The organism is Sodalis sp. RH14 (assembly GCF_047324285.1).
Taxonomy (GTDB): Bacteria; Pseudomonadota; Gammaproteobacteria; order Enterobacterales; family Enterobacteriaceae; genus Acerihabitans.
Genome location: NZ_CP178739.1, coordinates 2043396 through 2060077, shown reverse-complemented (window position 1 = coordinate 2060077; position 16682 = coordinate 2043396). Strand labels below are relative to the sequence as shown.

At 55.0% G+C, this 16682-nt stretch carries 22 protein-coding genes; 7 read left to right on the top strand and 15 right to left on the bottom strand.

Annotated features, from left to right (window positions below; all coding sequences use genetic code 11):
- Positions 1 to 2: 2 nt before the first annotated feature.
- From ACL2XQ_RS09250 to ACL2XQ_RS09215, 8 genes are read right to left on the bottom strand one after another with little or no spacing between them, the layout of a single operon-like run.
- Positions 3 to 389 (bottom strand): hypothetical protein, encoded by a 387-nt coding sequence (locus tag ACL2XQ_RS09250; RefSeq protein WP_187514505.1) that lies wholly within the window; start codon positions 387 to 389, stop codon positions 3 to 5.
- A 14-nt stretch (positions 390 to 403) separates the two neighbouring features.
- Positions 404 to 1930, bottom strand: coding sequence for a TIGR03752 family integrating conjugative element protein (locus tag ACL2XQ_RS09245; protein ID WP_187514506.1), 1527 nt, complete (start codon positions 1928 to 1930; stop codon positions 404 to 406).
- The gene (locus ACL2XQ_RS09240) at positions 1927 to 2820 is read right to left on the bottom strand and encodes a TIGR03749 family integrating conjugative element protein (protein WP_321187218.1); all 894 of its coding nucleotides are present in this window, start codon (positions 2818 to 2820) and stop codon (positions 1927 to 1929) included. Before ACL2XQ_RS09240 ends, ACL2XQ_RS09245 begins: the two co-directional genes overlap by 4 nt.
- Positions 2817 to 3476: a PFL_4703 family integrating conjugative element protein gene (locus ACL2XQ_RS09235; RefSeq protein ID WP_187514507.1), complete on the bottom strand. Its 660-nt coding sequence runs from the start codon at positions 3474 to 3476 to the stop codon at positions 2817 to 2819. The genes ACL2XQ_RS09240 and ACL2XQ_RS09235 overlap by 4 nt, the downstream gene beginning before the upstream one ends.
- Complete coding sequence (locus ACL2XQ_RS09230) at positions 3473 to 3847, bottom strand: TIGR03750 family conjugal transfer protein (protein ID WP_187514508.1); 375 nt, start codon at positions 3845 to 3847, stop codon at positions 3473 to 3475. The genes ACL2XQ_RS09235 and ACL2XQ_RS09230 overlap by 4 nt, the downstream gene beginning before the upstream one ends.
- A gap of 9 nt (positions 3848 to 3856) precedes the next feature.
- Complete coding sequence (locus tag ACL2XQ_RS09225) at positions 3857 to 4207, bottom strand: TIGR03745 family integrating conjugative element membrane protein (RefSeq protein WP_061552882.1); 351 nt, start codon at positions 4205 to 4207, stop codon at positions 3857 to 3859.
- 15 nt (positions 4208 to 4222) lie between these two features.
- Positions 4223 to 4468 carry a TIGR03758 family integrating conjugative element protein gene (locus tag ACL2XQ_RS09220; protein ID WP_060435735.1) on the bottom strand — a complete coding sequence of 82 codons (246 nt, stop codon included), beginning with the start codon at positions 4466 to 4468 and terminating at the stop codon, positions 4223 to 4225.
- A complete protein-coding gene (locus ACL2XQ_RS09215; protein WP_187514509.1) occupies positions 4468 to 4785 on the bottom strand; it encodes an RAQPRD family integrative conjugative element protein in 318 nt (105 codons plus the stop codon). The genes ACL2XQ_RS09220 and ACL2XQ_RS09215 overlap by 1 nt, the downstream gene beginning before the upstream one ends.
- Positions 4786 to 5351: 566 nt before the next feature.
- Between ACL2XQ_RS09215 and ACL2XQ_RS09210 the strand changes: the two genes are divergently transcribed.
- The 6 genes from ACL2XQ_RS09210 (at position 5352) to ACL2XQ_RS09185 (ending at position 10359) form a co-directional block, all read left to right on the top strand.
- Positions 5352 to 5705 (top strand): metalloregulator ArsR/SmtB family transcription factor, encoded by a 354-nt coding sequence (locus tag ACL2XQ_RS09210; protein WP_187514510.1) that lies wholly within the window; start codon positions 5352 to 5354, stop codon positions 5703 to 5705.
- A gap of 109 nt (positions 5706 to 5814) precedes the next feature.
- Positions 5815 to 6180 (top strand): arsenite efflux transporter metallochaperone ArsD, encoded by a 366-nt coding sequence (gene arsD / locus ACL2XQ_RS09205; RefSeq protein WP_187514511.1) that lies wholly within the window; start codon positions 5815 to 5817, stop codon positions 6178 to 6180.
- A gap of 29 nt (positions 6181 to 6209) precedes the next feature.
- Entirely contained in the window at positions 6210 to 7967 is a 1758-nt protein-coding gene (gene arsA, locus ACL2XQ_RS09200) for an arsenical pump-driving ATPase (protein WP_187514512.1), read from the top strand.
- A gap of 48 nt (positions 7968 to 8015) precedes the next feature.
- The gene (locus ACL2XQ_RS09195) at positions 8016 to 9305 is read left to right on the top strand and encodes an arsenic transporter (RefSeq protein ID WP_187514513.1); all 1290 of its coding nucleotides are present in this window, start codon (positions 8016 to 8018) and stop codon (positions 9303 to 9305) included.
- Between the two features lie 64 nt (positions 9306 to 9369).
- Complete coding sequence (gene arsC / locus ACL2XQ_RS09190; RefSeq protein ID WP_187514514.1) at positions 9370 to 9798, top strand: glutaredoxin-dependent arsenate reductase; 429 nt, start codon at positions 9370 to 9372, stop codon at positions 9796 to 9798.
- A 63-nt stretch (positions 9799 to 9861) separates the two neighbouring features.
- On the top strand, positions 9862 to 10359 hold the full coding sequence (locus ACL2XQ_RS09185; RefSeq protein ID WP_187514515.1) for an arsenate reductase ArsC: 498 nt from the start codon (positions 9862 to 9864) through the stop codon (positions 10357 to 10359).
- Positions 10360 to 10424: 65 nt separating this feature from the next.
- Here ACL2XQ_RS09185 and ACL2XQ_RS09180 read toward each other — a convergent pair whose 3' ends face one another.
- The 3 genes from ACL2XQ_RS09180 to ACL2XQ_RS09170 form a co-directional block, all read right to left on the bottom strand.
- Positions 10425 to 11606 carry an MFS transporter gene (locus ACL2XQ_RS09180; RefSeq protein WP_187514516.1) on the bottom strand — a complete coding sequence of 394 codons (1182 nt, stop codon included), beginning with the start codon at positions 11604 to 11606 and terminating at the stop codon, positions 10425 to 10427.
- A 136-nt stretch (positions 11607 to 11742) separates the two neighbouring features.
- Positions 11743 to 12453 carry an arsenical resistance protein ArsH gene (gene arsH / locus ACL2XQ_RS09175; protein WP_187514553.1) on the bottom strand — a complete coding sequence of 237 codons (711 nt, stop codon included), beginning with the start codon at positions 12451 to 12453 and terminating at the stop codon, positions 11743 to 11745.
- A gap of 35 nt (positions 12454 to 12488) precedes the next feature.
- Positions 12489 to 12788, bottom strand: a complete 300-nt coding sequence (locus ACL2XQ_RS09170; RefSeq protein ID WP_187514517.1) for an ArsR/SmtB family transcription factor — start codon at positions 12786 to 12788, stop codon at positions 12489 to 12491.
- A gap of 83 nt (positions 12789 to 12871) precedes the next feature.
- On the opposite strand from ACL2XQ_RS09170, the gene ACL2XQ_RS09165 reads away from it, so the two are divergent.
- Entirely contained in the window at positions 12872 to 13069 is a 198-nt protein-coding gene (locus tag ACL2XQ_RS09165; protein ID WP_187514518.1) for a DUF4113 domain-containing protein, read from the top strand.
- A gap of 1 nt (position 13070) precedes the next feature.
- Here the strand turns inward: ACL2XQ_RS09165 and ACL2XQ_RS09160 are convergent, their stop codons facing one another.
- The 4 genes from ACL2XQ_RS09160 to ACL2XQ_RS09145 all read right to left on the bottom strand — a co-directional run bounded on the left by ACL2XQ_RS09160 (position 13071) and on the right by ACL2XQ_RS09145 (position 16673).
- Entirely contained in the window at positions 13071 to 13304 is a 234-nt protein-coding gene (locus ACL2XQ_RS09160) for a PerC family transcriptional regulator (protein ID WP_187514519.1), read from the bottom strand.
- 116 nt (positions 13305 to 13420) lie between these two features.
- Positions 13421 to 14173: a TIGR03747 family integrating conjugative element membrane protein gene (locus tag ACL2XQ_RS09155; RefSeq protein WP_187514520.1), complete on the bottom strand. Its 753-nt coding sequence runs from the start codon at positions 14171 to 14173 to the stop codon at positions 13421 to 13423.
- Positions 14173 to 16275, bottom strand: coding sequence for a type IV conjugative transfer system coupling protein TraD (gene traD / locus ACL2XQ_RS09150; RefSeq protein WP_187514521.1), 2103 nt, complete (start codon positions 16273 to 16275; stop codon positions 14173 to 14175). The genes ACL2XQ_RS09155 and traD overlap by 1 nt, the downstream gene beginning before the upstream one ends.
- A complete protein-coding gene (locus ACL2XQ_RS09145; RefSeq protein ID WP_187514522.1) occupies positions 16272 to 16673 on the bottom strand; it encodes a hypothetical protein in 402 nt (133 codons plus the stop codon). The genes traD and ACL2XQ_RS09145 overlap by 4 nt, the downstream gene beginning before the upstream one ends.
- Between the last annotated feature and the right edge of the window lie 9 nt (positions 16674 to 16682).

Genomic DNA, 16682 nt, shown 5'->3' with positions numbered 1-16682 from the left:
GCCTACCCGCCTTTCTTGTAGAGTTCATCCGCTGAAGCAAAGTCCTGAAAACAACGCAGTAAAAATCTGTCCAGCGCCTCTCGCTGACGCTCTCCTGTGACACGCGGGATCCGTAATGCCGCAGCGGGCAGCCAAAGCTGCGCCGCCGCAGGCGTCGGGTCATTGACCAGCGCGACCATCCAGCTGAGTGAATTCTTTTTGCGGGGGGCGACCGGCCCCGGTCCACGACAGCACCACCACATCGGTTGCAGCACGCCAGAAAACAGCAGTGCACTCACCTCCTTCGCACCAAAGCCTGGCATCGCCGGGGCGTGGCAGACAGACTGCCAGGGCGTGACCTGATGCGTGATGAGCGAGAGAAACAACGCCTGTGCTGAGTCTGAAACCATCCCGACATCCCCCATTAATCAAGACCGGTACCGGCCTGGCTCAGGCTAAAGCCATAGTTCACCTTGCGGCCCTTCTCTTCATAATCAATGGCAAGCTGTTTGGTGATATGGATCGCCACCTTCATACCCGGCGGCACGTAAATGGCATCAAAGGTTTGGCCATAGCGGGCTTTCACCCAATCCGCCGTATCCCGCATGCCCCCGGACAAGGCCTTACCCAGCACGGCCTGCCCGGCATCCCCCGTCAGCGTAGAGGTCACCCCGCCATATCCGTTGGTCTGCGTGCTGTTCTGGTTCTGAGCCAGGGCATCACCCGCCGCGCTGCTGGCCCCCAGCGCAAAGAGCGTCGGAAGGTAAGTCGAGGCGTTGGATTTACGCTCTCCGGAAAGGCACGGAATACCGTTTTCATCAGACAGCCAGCCAATACTGCTCGCACTCCCGTTGCTTTCGCCCTGGCCTCCCCCCTGACTGTCAGCCTGCCCGGCAGGCCTTGGCAGGGTGCGGACGGTACCGTCTGAAAACACAAACGTAATGCTGGTCACTGAGCCGCGCACGCACGACAGCGTCCAGTCTCCCGTCGCCGTACCGGATACGACAGCCCCCTGCACATCCGGCAGATCGATGCCGTTTGCGGTCAGGTTGTCTTTTCCTATCAGCACCTTGAAGGGGTAAGGGTCAGTCACTTTCCCATCGATGGGAACGCGGCCAAGCAGCGCGGTCATCGCCCGGCTGCCGATTAAGGTAGAGTTCTCAGGCAGGGTATACACCGGGTCTACCGGCCCTTCGGCGGCTTTATTGCCGCTCAGCGTCTGGCCGGTATTCGTTTTGTTGGCCAGCTCCGCTTTCTGACGGGTAATGGCGTTGTCGTCCATAAAAGAGGTGGCAAAGGAGAACCCGCTGGCGGCATTGGTGTTTCCCTCACCCACGGGTTTGCCGCTGGCATCGACGGCAACGCCGTCTTTCGGCTCAATCCACTGGAGGCCGTCGCTGCCAGGCGCGGAGGCGGGAGTGCCGCCACCCTCGAGGCCTAATCCCACAGGGATATCGCTGCCGACCGTGGAGGAATTTCCTGTCACCGTCTCCTGGGTACGGCTGCCTTTTTCCTGTAACTGCTGCATGAGGCCGCCAATTTTCGACGTCAGATCCTGCACCTGGTTCTTCAGTTGGCTCTGCTCCTTGTCAGCCACGGACTGCGCGTTGACCACCGCCTGATTAATGCGCTCATCGACGTTCTGGTTAGTCTGCTTCAGGTTCTTGTTTTCCTCCGCCAGGCTTTTGTTGTCCGCATCGAGCTGATTTTGCCGTTTGGTCACCGTCTTCAGGCTGCCGACCAGCGTTCTCAGGGTATCCTGCGGCGTGTCCCCCTCGATGCCCATGGCCTTCATGTCCTCCGGCGTCAGGTCAGGCACAACCGTTCCGGCCGTGGTCTGCGCTTTCTTCTCGCCACCGCCTGATGAGCAGGATTTGACGCCGATAAACACCGCGCCAAGGATGGCCAGAGGCACCATGAGTTTGACTAAACCATTGGATTTGATTTTCATTGACGGGAGCTCCGGGACTTTTTGGCATGAATGGGCGTCAAGGCGGGCTCGGCCAGGAAAGCCCCTTCAGGACGGCCTTCAACCACCAGATACAATACCGTGGTATCTTCCGGCGTCCCGGCATTTCCTAACCACCGGTGCTGGAACGTCGCCGACACAAATTGCCCGTTCAGTTCACGGGGATCGAGAATGACTTTTGCCGCCGACGTATTGCGTACCTGCAGAGCCACCACGCTGTAACCATTGAGGGTCCAGGCGGCCAGCGGGCTGACCATCACCGGCGCTGAGGGATAAAGGGTCGTGACCCGGGACGGTAATTTCAGGGCGACTGTACTGATGCCCGGCACCGCTTCAACCGTCCGCAGCGGCCCATAAAGGCTTTGCGCGGCATAGCGGGTCAGCACCACAGGTAGCGGCGCATTCAGCTTCGCGGGTTTACGTCGTTCTGTTGTCCCCTCCCCCTGCGTGGTTGCCGGCTGCCCGCTGTTGCCGGCACCGCTGACCTGGGTTTTATCGCTGGCAGAGGCTGACGACACCTCACCGTCATAGACCACCTGAACCGGCTCACGGGTTGCTTTCCCCGCCGCCGCACTGACGTCGAGCAGGATAATTTCGCCGTTTTCCTTGTTCTGCAACTGCAGGCGCGTCAGAGGAAAAGCGTCGGTGGCATCCAGATAGACCGCCCCTCCGCTGCTCTGCACCCGCAGCTTGCCGTTAAGGGAAGGTGGAAAACCCACCCGCACGTTTTTGTCCACGAACACGATCCGCTCCTGCCCCACGTTGAGGGGTATCTGCAGAGGGATCCGCTCCCACTTCATCAGCTCCACGGCATGGGCGGCACCGGCCGTTGCTATCAGTAACCCACCGGCTACCAGGATGTTTAATTTCACTGGAATACCCCCGTTTTCTTCTCCGGTGCCTGGACAGGCATCGCCTCCAGACGCTGCGGCACACCGTCATAGCAGTCCATGGCCAGCCCAAACGGATTACGCTCAGGGTCCCCCTCCCAGCGGATCACCTTTATCGGATAACGCACCATCGCCCGCTTAACCGGTTCGGTGTGGTAATACTCGTCCGCCACCAGATCAAGGCGGGCCACCCATTCATCCTCGGATTTGATCTCCACGCTTTTACTGCTGTAACCGCGCCTGGGGATCTCGTAAACCACACGCACGCGGTCTTTCAGCTCGCCGCTGTTAGTGCGAAATTCGGCATCCTTGTTCAAAAAATCCTGGCAGGCAGGCGTCAGGAAAGGACTCATCTGGGCAATTTTTGCCGGATAGTCCACCTCCCCGTCTTTTGGCCAGGCATTGAGCTGCTGGAAAATGTAAAAGGCAAAGCTGTATACCGTTGACGGCGGCACTTCCCACCATTTTTTGGTACTGCCCGACCGCAGATCGGGCGGATTGTGGATGGTCAGGTTACGGGGTGCCAGCATCCAGCCGGTGCTGGTTGTCAGCAGCGCGACAAACAACATGCCGCACACCAGCCGAAGGGTAAAAATATGATTGTCGCGTGCGCTCACCGCATTGCGAAAACGGCTCATTGAATAACTCCCCGTTTAACCGGGCGCGTACGCCGCAGCGCCCATGCCTGGCTGTGGACGATCAGCCCCCGAAAAAGGCCGGCGCGGGCGCGCAGCTCCTCCAGCCGACGCCACAGATAGTTGTCTGGTTTTCCGCGTTTGTAATTACTGACCCAGCGCCCGCCGATAAATACCACGATGATGGGCATAATCAGCATGCAGGTCGGGATTGCAATCCAGCCGACTGCGGGGATGAAGACCAGAGGAAGAGAGACCGGGATACCGAGTACAAAACCCACCGCGGCCGCCAGAAGAAACTCTCCGGCGGTGAAGCCTCTCCAGACGACGGGCGGGGTATTCAGACGGTCAGGTAAAAACTCGATCACGGCCATACCGCCTCCTCAGATGATGTCGCTGGATTTGGTGACAAGCCAGATAACGACGACCAGCAAGATGACGCCAATAATCACGAAGGTGCCGAATTCCGTCCAGGTCGCCTTACCCTGACGGACGTGATGGAAGCAGCTGATTGCCGCATTAGCGACAACGATAAAGGCCACGGCAGCAATAATCAGACCGCCCAGCGTCAGACCGTCGCGCAAATAGCCTTTGATGGTGGCATAGGTACCGCTCCCGCCTCCTGATGAAGGCTGCTCAATGGGCGGCAGGTCAGCCAGGGCATTACCGATATAAAACAGGGTGCTGCCTGCCAGCAGGGAAAATTTGTTACGGAAAAATGTCATTAATTTCATAGAATTATCCTTACTTCAGTGGAAAAACAGGAAGAGTGTTACGAGCAGCAGAACCACCAGGCGGATAGCCGACTCTGGCAGCTTGCTCATGGGAATGGATTTGTCAGACACGCCGCGATAGGCCGTCACCAGCACCCAGGCAACGAACAGAAACAGTACCGCCCCCAGCAGACCTAAAATCAGCAAATTGAGCGCCGACGGCTCCATGCCGCCGCCGGTGCCGGCACTCCAGCCAGACTGCTGAGCAGAGGTCATAGACATCAGCGATCCTCCTCGCCGCGGTACTGGCCAGTGACTGACATCGGTATCGAAGGTTGAGCGCGGGAAGGTTCCAGATAGCGCGCTATGCCCTGCTTCATCGTGGTGATGTCGCGGGTTGCGCTGAGGTAGTCGAAGTAGAAACGGGCATCCTGACCATTCTGGTTGGCCACGACGCGAGCCCTGTCCAGTCCGGCCTGAACCTGATCAAGCTGACGCATCACCAGGGCCAGTTCGTCTTTTTCGGAAGCCTGCGTCGGGAACGTGCTGAAGCTGCACATAGCCAGCAGCAGTACGCAGAGTCCGGGGGTTGGGCGCATGACGCTCTCCTGTGTGTTTAAGGTTGCGGGGGAAAGACTGACGCAACCGAACAGGGAGAGCAGCAGGAAAGTGTTTATGGCGGGGTGAAAATTAAAAAAAGAAGTGAAGGAATTTAATTTAAGTAACGAAACAAACAAAACCGTGATCAGGATCCCTATGGTGGTCGAGAGTAGGAGCGCTCTCCGTGTAGCCTCAACCTCGGTGATGATGGGTAGCTATAACGCCGCTTTCTCTCCTCTGCATAAAACAAGATTATGCTGTTGCTTTATCGGTGTAAAAAACACAGTGGTTCATGATCGGTTTTTTACTACTGCAGCCAACTGCTTGGACGCTTTCCCTTCATACTCGTGAAAAGATTGGCCGCTCAGTGGATAAAAGAACTATTCCACCATGTTATCTCACACTCTTTTGTATAGATTTTTCATTGTCGCTTCCCGTAATACCGCTCCTTCGGTTCATTATTCTAGTTGTTATAAGCCTGATATTACACATTCGAAATTTCAAATATGTAATTGACATTTTTTGAGCAAGCCCTACCATGGCGCCATCATGCAAAGGAGACCTTATGAAGAGTCTGTCTTCACTTCTGTTGTTTAAAAACCTGTCCGATGAAACACGTCTGTCGATCGTCATGCTGCTCAGAGAAGCCGGGGAACTGTGCGTCTGTGAAATCATCGGTGTGCTTAATGAGTCGCAGCCAAAAATCTCAAGACACCTCGCCATGCTCAGAGAAACCGGGCTCATCATAGATCGCCGGGACGGAAAATGGATTTACTACCGCCTGTCTCCGCATATGCCTGCATGGGCAGCGGCCATAATTGAGCAGGCCTTTTTGAGCGAGCAGGACAAAATCACTGCACAGGTAAAAAGCATTACCCGCAAGCAGAATACCACCGGGGGTAAGGCCGTCTGTCTGTAATCTCAGGCGAAAAATACATTCGATAAACCAGATTTAAACCCCACCACAGCCGATGAGAAGTGCGGCCCACGCTGACCGCACTCATTAAATGACATTTAGAGGAAAGGTCATGAAAACCATTTCAGTTTTTGATCCAGCAATGTGCTGTAACACGGGCGTGTGCGGCAGCGAAGTTGATCAGGCCCTGGTCAACTTTTCCGCGGACTGTGACTGGCTTAAACAGGCAGGTGTCACCGTAAATCGCTTCAATCTTTCCCAGCAACCTATGGCGTTCGCAAATAACACTCAGGTTAAAGCTTTTCTTGAGAATTCCGGGGCTTCATCTTTACCGTTGATTCTGCTCGACAATAACGTTGCACTGGCCGGCCGCTATCCGACGCGTCAGGAGCTGGCTCGATGGTGTGGCCTTGCCCTGGAGGGCGAACAAGCCGCGTCATCAGGTTGCTGCACCGGCGGCAAGACGAACTGCTGCTGAGCTCATTAATTCGGAAGAAGGATACCTCCATGCAATTCATGAATAATCCCCCCACGTTTCTCTTTTTCACCGGCAAAGGCGGAGTCGGGAAAACCTCCCTGTCGTGCGCGACGGCCATTTCGCTAGCGGATCAGGGAAAACGCGTTTTACTGGTCAGCACCGACCCGGCGTCAAACGTGGGGCAGGTCTTTGGTCAAACCATTGGTAACCAACTGACCGACATTCATAGCGTACCGGGCCTCACTGCACTTGAGATTGACCCGCAAGCCGCCGCGCAGCTCTATCGCGCACGCATCGTCGATCCCGTTAAGGGGGTGCTTCCCGACGACGTGGTGCGCAGTATTGAAGAACAGCTCTCCGGTGCCTGTACGACGGAGATTGCCGCCTTTGATGAGTTCACCGGCTTACTGACGGACGACGCCCTGCTGCTGGAGTACGACCATATTATTTTCGATACGGCACCTACCGGGCACACTATCCGGCTGCTGCAACTGCCCGGTGCCTGGAGCAGTTTTATTGCAGAAAATCCGGAGGGGGCTTCCTGTCTCGGTCCCCTTGCCGGGCTGGAAAAACAGCGTGAGCGTTATGCACATGCCCTGTCGGTTCTGGCCGACTCCGCCAAGACTCGTCTGATTCTGGTAGCTCGTCCTCAGGCCTCTGCCCTGCTTGAGGTCGCCCGCACGCATGATGAGCTTCATCAGGTTGGGCTGGAGAATCAGACCCTGGTCATCAACGGCGTGCTGCCTGAAAGCGCAACCACGGGAGATGCGCTGGCCCGGTCTCTCTATCAACGCGAGCAGCGCGTGTTAGTAAGCCTTCCGCCAGCATTAGCGGCCTTACCGCACGAAACCTTAGCGCTTCAGCCGGTCAACATGGTGGGCCCTGACGCGCTGCGTGGCCTTTTCCAGACACAAAAATCCGGGGGCGCAACAGTTTTTCTGCAGGACGAAGCGGTTCCGGATATTCCCTCTCTCGATGCACTGGTTGAGGACATCGCCCGCCAGGATCACGGCCTGATCATGCTGATGGGGAAAGGGGGGGTAGGTAAAACGACGCTTGCCGCCGCCTTGGCGGTCAGGCTTGCTGAAAGAGGGCTGGACGTTCACCTCACCACGTCAGATCCGGCCGCACACCTGGAAAACACGCTACATGGTCAGCTTAAAAACCTGCAGGTCAGCAGGATTGATCCGCAGGCCGAAACCGAGCGCTATCGCGAGACGGTGTTAGCGACAAAAGGCAAGGGCCTGGACGCGCAGGGCAAAGCCCTGCTGCAGGAAGACCTGCGTTCGCCGTGTACCGAAGAAATTGCCGTGTTTCAGGCATTTTCCCGCGTCATACGCGAAGCCGGCAAACGCTTTGTGGTGATGGATACCGCACCGACGGGCCACACGCTGCTGCTGCTGGATGCCACCGGTGCGTATCATCGTGAAGTGGCGAAGCGCATGGGCGAAAACGGCCATTATCTTACGCCGATGATGCAGTTACAGGATGCGGAACGCACTAAAGTGCTGCTGGTGACGCTACCTGAAACGACACCGGTGCTGGAGGCGGCCAATTTGCAGGAGGATCTTCGCCGTGCGGGTATTGAGCCGTGGGCGTGGATCATCAACAACAGCCTTGCCGCAGCACGTACGACGTCCCCGTTGCTCAAAATACGCGCGGCACATGAAGTAGAGCAAATCAGGAAAGTTCAGTCAGGCCTTGCGACACGTCTGGCATTGATCCCGCTACAGGAAGATGAGCCGGTCGGTATTGACCGTCTTAGCATTCTCGCTGGAAAACAATAATAAACGGCATTGCGTGCGGGCATAACAGTTCCGCGCAGGAGAGAAAGTATGTGGTTAGCAGGAGCGATTTTTGTTCTGACGATTGTGTTAGTTATCTGGCAGCCTAAAGGTCTGGGTATCGGCTGGAGCGCCATTATCGGCGCCGCGCTGGCTTTGGTCTCCGGCGTGGTCCACGTTGGCGACATTCCCGTCGTGTGGAACATTGTGTGGAATGCGACAGCCACCTTTATCGCGGTCATCATCATTAGCCTGCTGTTGGATGAGTCAGGCTTCTTCGAGTGGGCAGCGCTGCACGTCGCACGGTGGGGTAATGGTCGCGGGCGTTTGCTGTTTACTTACATTGTCCTACTCGGCGCTTCCGTTGCCGCGCTCTTTGCCAACGACGGGGCCGCGCTCATTCTCACGCCGATAGTGATTGCCATGCTGCTGGCATTGGGCTTCAGCCGCGGCGCGACGCTGGCCTTCGTGATGGCTGCGGGATTCATCGCCGACAGTGCCAGCCTGCCGCTTATCGTGTCAAACCTGGTGAATATTGTCTCGGCCGACTTTTTCAAAATTGGCTTCAACGACTATGCATCCGTCATGGTATCTGTCGACATTGCGTCTATCGTGGCAACGCTGGTCATGTTGCACCTGTTCTTCCGTAAAGACATTCCGGCCACCTACGACGTATCTAAATTGCCGGAGCCGCACAAGGCCATCAAGGATCCTCTGACCTTTAAAACGGGCTGGTTTGTGTTACTGCTGCTATTGGTAGGATTCTTTGGGCTTGAGCCGCTGGGCGTGCCGGTCAGTGCCGTCGCAGCGGTGGGTGCACTTATTCTATTTATTGTGGCAAAGCGCGGTCATGCGATCAACACCGGCAAAGTGCTCCGCGGCGCCCCATGGCAAATCGTCATTTTCTCTCTGGGTATGTACCTGGTGGTATACGGCCTGCGCAACGCTGGCCTGACTGATTATCTGTCAATGATCCTCGACCGCTTTGCTGAGCAAGGTCTGTGGGTGGCGACCCTGGGCACGGGCTTCCTGACCGCCTTTCTCTCCTCCATCATGAACAACATGCCGACGGTACTGATCGGCGCGCTGTCCATTGAAGGCAGCAGCGCGGCGGGTGTGATCAAAGAGGCCATGATTTATGCCAACGTCATCGGCAGTGATTTGGGGCCAAAAATCACCCCGATTGGTAGCCTGGCGACCCTGCTATGGCTCCACGTGTTGTCGCAGAAAGGCATCAAGATCACCTGGGGCTATTACTTCCGGGTCGGGATTGTCATGACCCTCCCGGTACTGTTTGTGACGCTGGCCGCCCTTGCCTTACGCTTATCTTTCGCCCATTAATTCATCCCTGGCTACCCGCCTGCCGTGACGGCACGGCGGGCCTTACTCACAAGAGAGCACCGTTATGACTTCTATCACGATTTATCATAATCCTGCCTGCGGCACCTCGCGCAACACGCTTGAACTCATCCGCAACAGCGGCGTTGAGCCAACCGTTATTCACTATCTTGAAACGCCACCGGGCCGCGATGAGCTGATAAAGCTGATCGGCGACATGGGGATTTCAGTGAGATCACTGCTGAGAAAAAATGTCGAACCTTATGAACAACTGGGCCTGACTGAAGATAAGTTCAGCGATGAGCAACTGGTGGACTACATGCTGCAATATCCCATTCTCATTAACCGCCCTATTGTCGTGACGCCGCTTGGCACCAAGCTGTGTCGCCCGTCGGAGGCCGTTCTGGATATTCTCCCGGACGCGCAGCAGGGTGCCTTCACCAAAGAAGACGGTGAAGCCGTAGTCGACGCCCAGGGAAAGCGGGTTTCTAAATAAACCAGAGTGAAACAGAGAGGCACCCCATCAAAGGGGTGCCTCTCTTCCATAAGGGGTTAAAGAATGGCTATGAAAAAACATCGGGTTCTGTTCGTGTGTTCGGGCAACTCAGCCAGAAGCCTGTTTGCCGAAGCTCTGCTCAATAAGATTGCCGGCGATAAATTTGAGGCGTTCAGCGCAGGGAGCGCTCCGATGGACGCACCTCATCCGCTGACGCTGGAGGTGCTGACCATGCAGGGTATGGATACGTCATCGTTATACAGCAAGGGATTAGAGCATTTTACCGGCAGTGATGCCCCGCACATGGATTTTATCTTTACGCTTTGCGACAAAACCGTCGGAGAAGGCTGTCCGGCTATACCTGGGCAGCCGATAACAGCTCACTGGGGATTTCCTGATCCCACAGCTATTGAAGGCACTGAAGAGGAGAAGATGCGGGGTTTTATCCAGGTTGAGAAACAAATAGCCACACGGCTGCGGCTGTTCGTCAGCCTGCCCGTTGATAAAATTGAACGCATGTCTCTTCAGGTCCAGCTTCGACAATGGGGAAGCGACGATTAATCCTCAGCATTGCTTGCGAGACAGTCTGCTGAGACCCACGCCCTGTTCTCCCCGGCTTTCTCACCTCATGCACCCTGCCTGTACCGTTCCCTAAACGAAAGAGCAACACTCAGGACCGTAATTATCAGTGACACAGACAGAGAAAACAACAAGGTGTCATAAATGCCCATGGCGTCCAGCAGGCTGGCATAGATGGCCGGTGCCAGAGCGGAAAGGAAAAAGCTTGGCATCAGCAGTGTACCGAGTTTGTCTGCATACTGATGTTTATCGAACAGAACGAGAGGTAAAGTAGCCCTAACCAGCGTCGACAGGCCGTTGGCTGCACCATAACTTAATACAAAGAGAGCAGCGCTTACGGTAGAGTGGAAACTGAACAGACTGAACACAAAACAGAATGGCAATATTCCCCCCACCAGCATATTCAGCCCAAGCGGCGAGCCTTTTGCGCCCATAAAAACGTCGCTCAGGCGGGCGCTGACCTGACCGACACCCCAGAGTGTGCCAATCAATACCGGTACGCCGAAGCCTGCAAGCATGGCGGGGAGATGCGCGGAAATCCCCGTGGATAAAAAGCTCAGCAAGGCCATCAGAGCGGCGTAAATCCAGCCAGACCACCGGTTATTGTCGTCGACTAACCCACAGGGTGACGGGGCTGGTTGGGTACCGGAAGTCACTGGCGATGACATTTTATCGGGCAGACAACGGAGTAAGAGAAGGCTCATCAGCGCAAACAGCCCATAGCAAACCGTACCTGCACGCCATCCCATCACCGTTAAGAGCCACGCACCTACCGGCCAGAAGGCCACGGAAGCAAGACCGCCCAGCAGCGTTACCTGCGTCATGGATTTTCGTGCCGATGGACCCGCGATATCCACCAGAACGGCGAAGGCAGCGTCATAAAGAGACAATCGCATCCCTGCGCCCATGATAACCCAGGCTGCCCAGTAGCTCAGAGGCCCCTGACTGGCCGCTAACAAAAGACATCCGGTGGCGTTCAGCACGATGCCGCTGACCATCATCTTTTTTCCGCCCAGGTGTTTCAATATTCTGCCGGAAAATGGCGAGGTGAGCCCCATTATGCCCATGGACAACGTCTGCCCGGAATAGGTCATCACCTGCGTCCATCCCAGCTCTCTGCCGATAGCCTGACCAAATGCGCCCAGCAGGTAAAAGGTAATGCCCCAGTTAATCAGCTGGGTTAACCCCACGAATAACGTCACCCTGCCCTTTACAATGACCTGTTCCAACGGGAATGCTCCTTGGGGAAAAGACCGGGAGATTACAGGAGAATTATTACACCTCTATTTACTCATCTGAGGCATTTATCCGGCTATGGCTGCGCGTGCTACACAGCCGCGCCACTGCATGCAGGATGTGACGCTCTCAAATGCTTTTCTGGTTAACTCTGACGGACAATTCGGCGGCACTTTCTTTGCGTTCGCTGTAACGGTCAACCAGGTATTCAGCATTACCACGGGTTAACAACGTAAATTTCAATAGCTCTTCCATCACGTCGACAATGCGGTCGTAATAAGCGGAAGGCTTCATCCTGCCGTTTTCATCGAACTCCAGAAACGCCTTGGCGACGGAGGACTGATTCGGGATGGTGATCATGCGCATCCATCGGCCAAGAATGCGCATCTGATTCAGGGCATTAAACGACTGTGAACCGCCACTGACCTGCATAATGGCAAGGGTTTTCCCCTGAGAAGGACGAACAGCGCCTACCGATAGCGGGATCCAGTCAATCTGGGCCTTCATGATGCCGGTCATCGCACCGTGGCGTTCAGGTGAACACCAGACCATACCTTCTGACCACATCACAAGCTCACGCAGTTCAAGGACTTTTGGGTGCGTATCCGGCGCATCATCGGGAAGCGGGAGCCCGGAAGGATTGAATATTTTCACCTCGGCGCCCATCGCCGTAAGCAGGCGGGCAGCCTCTTCTGTAGCTAACCGGCTGTATGACCGTTCTCGTACTGAACCGTAAAGCATCAAAATTCGCGGGGCATGGCGGCATGCGGTCAGGGAGAGCCTTTCCGTGCTGATATGGGTATCGAAAATTTCAGGCTGAATGTTGATAAGTTCGTTCATCGAATCTGACATATTTCGTTCTCTGTGTAGTGTCTTCAACAGGTTTGGTCCTTCTCGGCGCAGCATTCGTCGATAAAGAAGACTATAATTTCGTTCAGAACCTCATACTGCGGTAAGCAATACAGCGTTCTGCCCTGCCGGTTTTGGCGTACCAGCCCCACCGCAACCAAGGCAGCGACATGATGACTGAGTGTGGAGGCAGGTATGTCCAGGCGTTTTTGCAACTCACCCACGGGCAGGCCCTTATGCCCCGACTTCACAAGCGACTTATACACGGTGAGACGGGTTGGGTGGCCAAGCTCTTTTAGCGCGTTGGCGACGTCATTGAGTTCCATTACAATCTCCATAATTCTATATTTCTAGAATAATAGAAATATAGAATAAATCAATACCCCGGAATTTTAAGTACTGAGTTAGAATGGTTATGTATACTAATCAGTCAAAATGGACAAAAGTTGCTTGCATGCAGGGATCCTTTGAAGAAGAAACACTATTCGTTAGCACAGATATTGGATCTCGCTCACTGGTTGAAACCTTTTGGAAAATGCGCTGTGAGATATTATCGCCAGCTTACACAACTAGTTGGAAGGAACTTCCCTTGGCTGTTATACGGTAAATCAGTATCCCTCATTAAATCGACATTGTTGTTTATATTGTTTACGGTTTTTCCTACGGCGCTGCTCGGGAGATATAACTCCTACCATGCCAAAACAATGATCTCGACGCCTGGCAATAGCTTCTCGAGCACAATCGTCATCAGTCAGGTCAAGCACTTCCAGCCAACGACGAGCTGCACGGTGCCACCATCCTTTATGCTCCAGTGATTCTGCGATGTCGTCTTTTACTCTCATTCCTTTCTCACTAATAAAACTGCCTCAGGGAGAGGCGGGGAAGAAACATTCATTACAAGGTAACAGAAGCCCGTCGGATTCAGCACGCGACGCTCACCCAAAATACGCGATGTTTTTTACAGGTATTTTTTAAAGGCACCCGTAACAACCGTCAGCACAAAACCCAACATAATCGCCGAGGGTAACAGCAGCAAATTAGGCCATACCGCCGTTGGCCAGGCTAGATAGAGCATACAGGGGCCGTACATTGCGGGTTTCACGTAACGCTTCGCGTGATGGTAAACAAAGCTGGACTCATAACCAGCGCCGTAGCGACGTAAATCCCGACGAACGAGGCCGTCAACAATGCCAATAACGCTAACCATGATAAATAGCGGTACTGACAACACCAGGATAGCCACGCGAATGGCGAAGATAATGGTTACATACACCGTGGCCTGTAAATATTCCCACAATGCCCTCGCCAGCCAGCTACCAGCCCGGCTAAGCGTCTCTACTGTACCGCCCTGACTGTGCACACTGCGGGCGGTGTTCACCCAGCTGATAAATCCGGTATCCACAAAAATCCATTGGTACGCCTGTTGTATCCACGCGCTGATGACTGTCACCGGCTGTGAGAGTATCAGGCTGCGGGTAAAGCCTTCAGACAAATAACCGCTTTCCGTTAGCATGACTTGTCGGCTGTGTTCGGCCCCCTCACCCGCCCAGATAAACGTCATGCCGGCATACTCGATAAGCAGGCTGACCAGAAGAGAGGCCAGTAATATCCCAATCACCTTCCAGGGCATCAGCCAGAACAGGGTAATGAACAGACCGGGCTGCTTGGGCGGAGCCGTCTGCTGTCTCTGCTGAACTTTCTCCTCGGCCATTATCCCTCCGCAGATGCCGCCAGGGCATCAGAAGGTAAGGCGCTGCCCGTCCACCAGGTTTCGCCGGTGCGATAATTCTGTTGCATGTATTCTGCGATGCGGCTGATGCTTTCCGGCATCAGCGGGTCGTTACCGCTCCCCGGTAACGGCATCCGGATTTTCCACAACCGCCCCCCTTCCAGCAGGGCAAATGCCTGCCCCTTAGGCAGGTTGATGATATCCGCCGGTGTGATCATCGGCATTCTGGCCAGTGTCACCTGATCCTGCACGTTACTGTTAAAATCGGTTCCCTCACCAGGGCGCGACACGTCGGTCACGCCGGAGGTGAGGGTTTTATTGTACACATCGACTTCTGGCAATTGTTTGGTCAGTAGCTCCGCCGTGCTGTTCTCACGTACCCGCAGCATAATCAGTGAGTTGAAGTTACCGACAACCTGGTTCGCCTTCGCACGGCTCCCTACGCGGGCCTCGATATCAGAGAGAGTTTGGGTGTACGCCGTCACCTGGATACCGGCACCGCCCCCCTTGTTGATAAGCGGGATGAACTCATCCCCCATCAGCTCATTGAATTCGTCGCAGTGCAGATTGATAGGGACTTTCTTTTGCGAAGCGGAGCCGGTTTCATCTGCCAGACCAAATTTATAAATATGGCCGGCGACAGAAACCAGATCTGCAAACATGCTGTTGCCAACGGCCGAGGCGACCTCCGAATCCGAGAGTGCGTCGAGGCCGACATACACAATCCCTTTTTTACGGATCACTTCCTGCCAGTCAAAGATGGGACGTTTATCGTCCATATCGTTGTAATCCGGAGCCAGCAGCGCCGCCGTCTTGCCCGTGGTCAGCTTCTCCAGCAGGGGCAACAGGGAGGCCACGATTTTATCAAAATAGGTTCGGTCATAGCGAACTGCGCTCCGCAGTCCGTCCAGTACCGGATCCCACAGTTTCTTCCCTTCATCCGTGCTCAATGTCATCTCAATGGCCCATACCCGCAGCGCGTTGGCCTGTCCCTGCATGTTGCGTGGCAAGTCTTTTTCTTTGAGCATGCCCGAAGACAGCAAATTTTCTACCTGCATCAGCAGGTGAGGCGCCTTCGAGGCCAGCATATTTTCTACGTAGGTTTCATAGAGCTCACCAATGTTGGTGACGTAGCGCAGGATAAGGGTGTAGTCAGGACGCTGTCCAAGTGCCACCAGCGCCCGGGTGATGATATTCACAAAACGCCAGGCGAATTCACGAAACGCCGCCGAGTTCCCCTCACCGGACAGCTGCCCTGCGACGCGTGAGGCCACTTCAGAGATGCGGCTAAAGCGGCCGATGGCGTTATACCGTGCGCTGACGTCTGGCCACCCCAGGTGAAAGACGTAAAACTCATTCTCCCTTCCCGCTCTCCGAGCTTCTGCATACATGCGTTTGAGCAAGTCTGCGTCCCCCTTGGGGTCAAACATTACCGTAACATCACCGCGACGAATGTCCTGGGTAACAAGCACCTCGGCCAGACGGGTTTTACCCACACGGGTGGTACCGATCACCAGCGTATGCCCCACCCGCTCACCCAGGTCATACAGCACGTCACTTTCATCAGGTTCGACACCGTGATAAACAGGACTGCCTCCCACTGGCGGTAAAGGCCGTGCGGGATTGAATATTGAGTCGGTCTGCGTAAGACGACACAGCCACGGCAGGCTGTATTCCAGCCGTTTCTCCAGGTCGCGAGCCATGCGATAGATAACGGAAGGCTGAACATAATGTTCCGCTTCAGGCCGCCTCGCCTCCAGCAGACGTTGCGTGTGTTTTTGCGTCCAATGAAATCCGCGCCCCAGAAACAAATACCGCTGGCTGACGGGGATTTGCCGGCTGCTCAACTCATAGCGCGGCAACCGCTTAATATTACGACGATAACGCAGGATACGCAGCCCTTGCCGCGTACGTTGAAGAGCCAACACGCCAAAGCCGGCGGCAGTGACCCAACTGACAGAAGGGGCCAGGGCAACGGCCCAGGGTGCCGTTAGACAGATGTAGGTTGCACTCCAGGCGGTCCCTGCCGTATACAGCTCTACCGCAGGTCGCAAAAGGGATTCCATGACATAACGGTCGCTCATCGCTGCTTATCCTTCAGATTATTGCTGACCTTTTCCTCTGCTGTTTCTACCGCACTTACTGCCGGTTTTAGCAATGACGCATTCATACTCCAGACGTAGCGCATTCCCTCCAGCAGCACGCTAAAGAGAAGGACGCACTTCCCTATTTGATTCATCAGGTAGTGATCTCCCAGAACCATTCTGGCCAAGTCAACAAGTTGTCCCATAGGAAGGAAAAGCCAGAAGCCGAACGTCGACGCACCAATTAAGAAGAAAGGCACTGCGACACACACCCGCCAAAACAGCCTAAGCCCATAACGAAATGGATCGACCATAAGCAATGCAAATGCTTCAAGACGACCAAAGCCCAGCTGTCGCAGTCGATTGAATTTTGAAATAAAGGATTGAGGGGATGTCATAACCGGCCT

Bases quoted from the DNA above. Each gene is read 5' to 3' on its own strand.
- ACL2XQ_RS09250 (WP_187514505.1), bottom strand. From the start codon at position 389: ATGGTTTCAGACTCAGCACAGGCGTTGTTTCTCTCGCTCATCACGCAT.
- ACL2XQ_RS09245 (WP_187514506.1), bottom strand. From the start codon at position 1,930: ATGAAAATCAAATCCAATGGTTTAGTCAAACTCATGGTGCCTCTGGCC.
- ACL2XQ_RS09235 (WP_187514507.1), bottom strand. From the start codon at position 3,476: ATGAGCCGTTTTCGCAATGCGGTGAGCGCACGCGACAATCATATTTTT.
- ACL2XQ_RS09230 (WP_187514508.1), bottom strand. From the start codon at position 3,847: ATGGCCGTGATCGAGTTTTTACCTGACCGTCTGAATACCCCGCCCGTC.
- ACL2XQ_RS09225 (WP_061552882.1), bottom strand. From the start codon at position 4,207: ATGAAATTAATGACATTTTTCCGTAACAAATTTTCCCTGCTGGCAGGC.
- ACL2XQ_RS09220 (WP_060435735.1), bottom strand. From the start codon at position 4,468: ATGTCTATGACCTCTGCTCAGCAGTCTGGCTGGAGTGCCGGCACCGGC.
- ACL2XQ_RS09215 (WP_187514509.1), bottom strand. From the start codon at position 4,785: ATGCGCCCAACCCCCGGACTCTGCGTACTGCTGCTGGCTATGTGCAGC.
- ACL2XQ_RS09210 (WP_187514510.1), top strand. From the start codon at position 5,352: ATGAAGAGTCTGTCTTCACTTCTGTTGTTTAAAAACCTGTCCGATGAA.
- arsD (WP_187514511.1), top strand. From the start codon at position 5,815: ATGAAAACCATTTCAGTTTTTGATCCAGCAATGTGCTGTAACACGGGC.
- arsA (WP_187514512.1), top strand. From the start codon at position 6,210: ATGCAATTCATGAATAATCCCCCCACGTTTCTCTTTTTCACCGGCAAA.
- ACL2XQ_RS09195 (WP_187514513.1), top strand. From the start codon at position 8,016: ATGTGGTTAGCAGGAGCGATTTTTGTTCTGACGATTGTGTTAGTTATC.
- arsC (WP_187514514.1), top strand. From the start codon at position 9,370: ATGACTTCTATCACGATTTATCATAATCCTGCCTGCGGCACCTCGCGC.
- ACL2XQ_RS09185 (WP_187514515.1), top strand. From the start codon at position 9,862: ATGGCTATGAAAAAACATCGGGTTCTGTTCGTGTGTTCGGGCAACTCA.
- arsH (WP_187514553.1), bottom strand. From the start codon at position 12,453: ATGAACGAACTTATCAACATTCAGCCTGAAATTTTCGATACCCATATC.
- ACL2XQ_RS09170 (WP_187514517.1), bottom strand. From the start codon at position 12,788: ATGGAACTCAATGACGTCGCCAACGCGCTAAAAGAGCTTGGCCACCCA.
- ACL2XQ_RS09165 (WP_187514518.1), top strand. From the start codon at position 12,872: ATGGTTATGTATACTAATCAGTCAAAATGGACAAAAGTTGCTTGCATG.
- ACL2XQ_RS09160 (WP_187514519.1), bottom strand. From the start codon at position 13,304: ATGAGAGTAAAAGACGACATCGCAGAATCACTGGAGCATAAAGGATGG.
- ACL2XQ_RS09155 (WP_187514520.1), bottom strand. From the start codon at position 14,173: ATGGCCGAGGAGAAAGTTCAGCAGAGACAGCAGACGGCTCCGCCCAAG.
- traD (WP_187514521.1), bottom strand. From the start codon at position 16,275: ATGAGCGACCGTTATGTCATGGAATCCCTTTTGCGACCTGCGGTAGAG.
- ACL2XQ_RS09145 (WP_187514522.1), bottom strand. From the start codon at position 16,673: ATGACATCCCCTCAATCCTTTATTTCAAAATTCAATCGACTGCGACAG.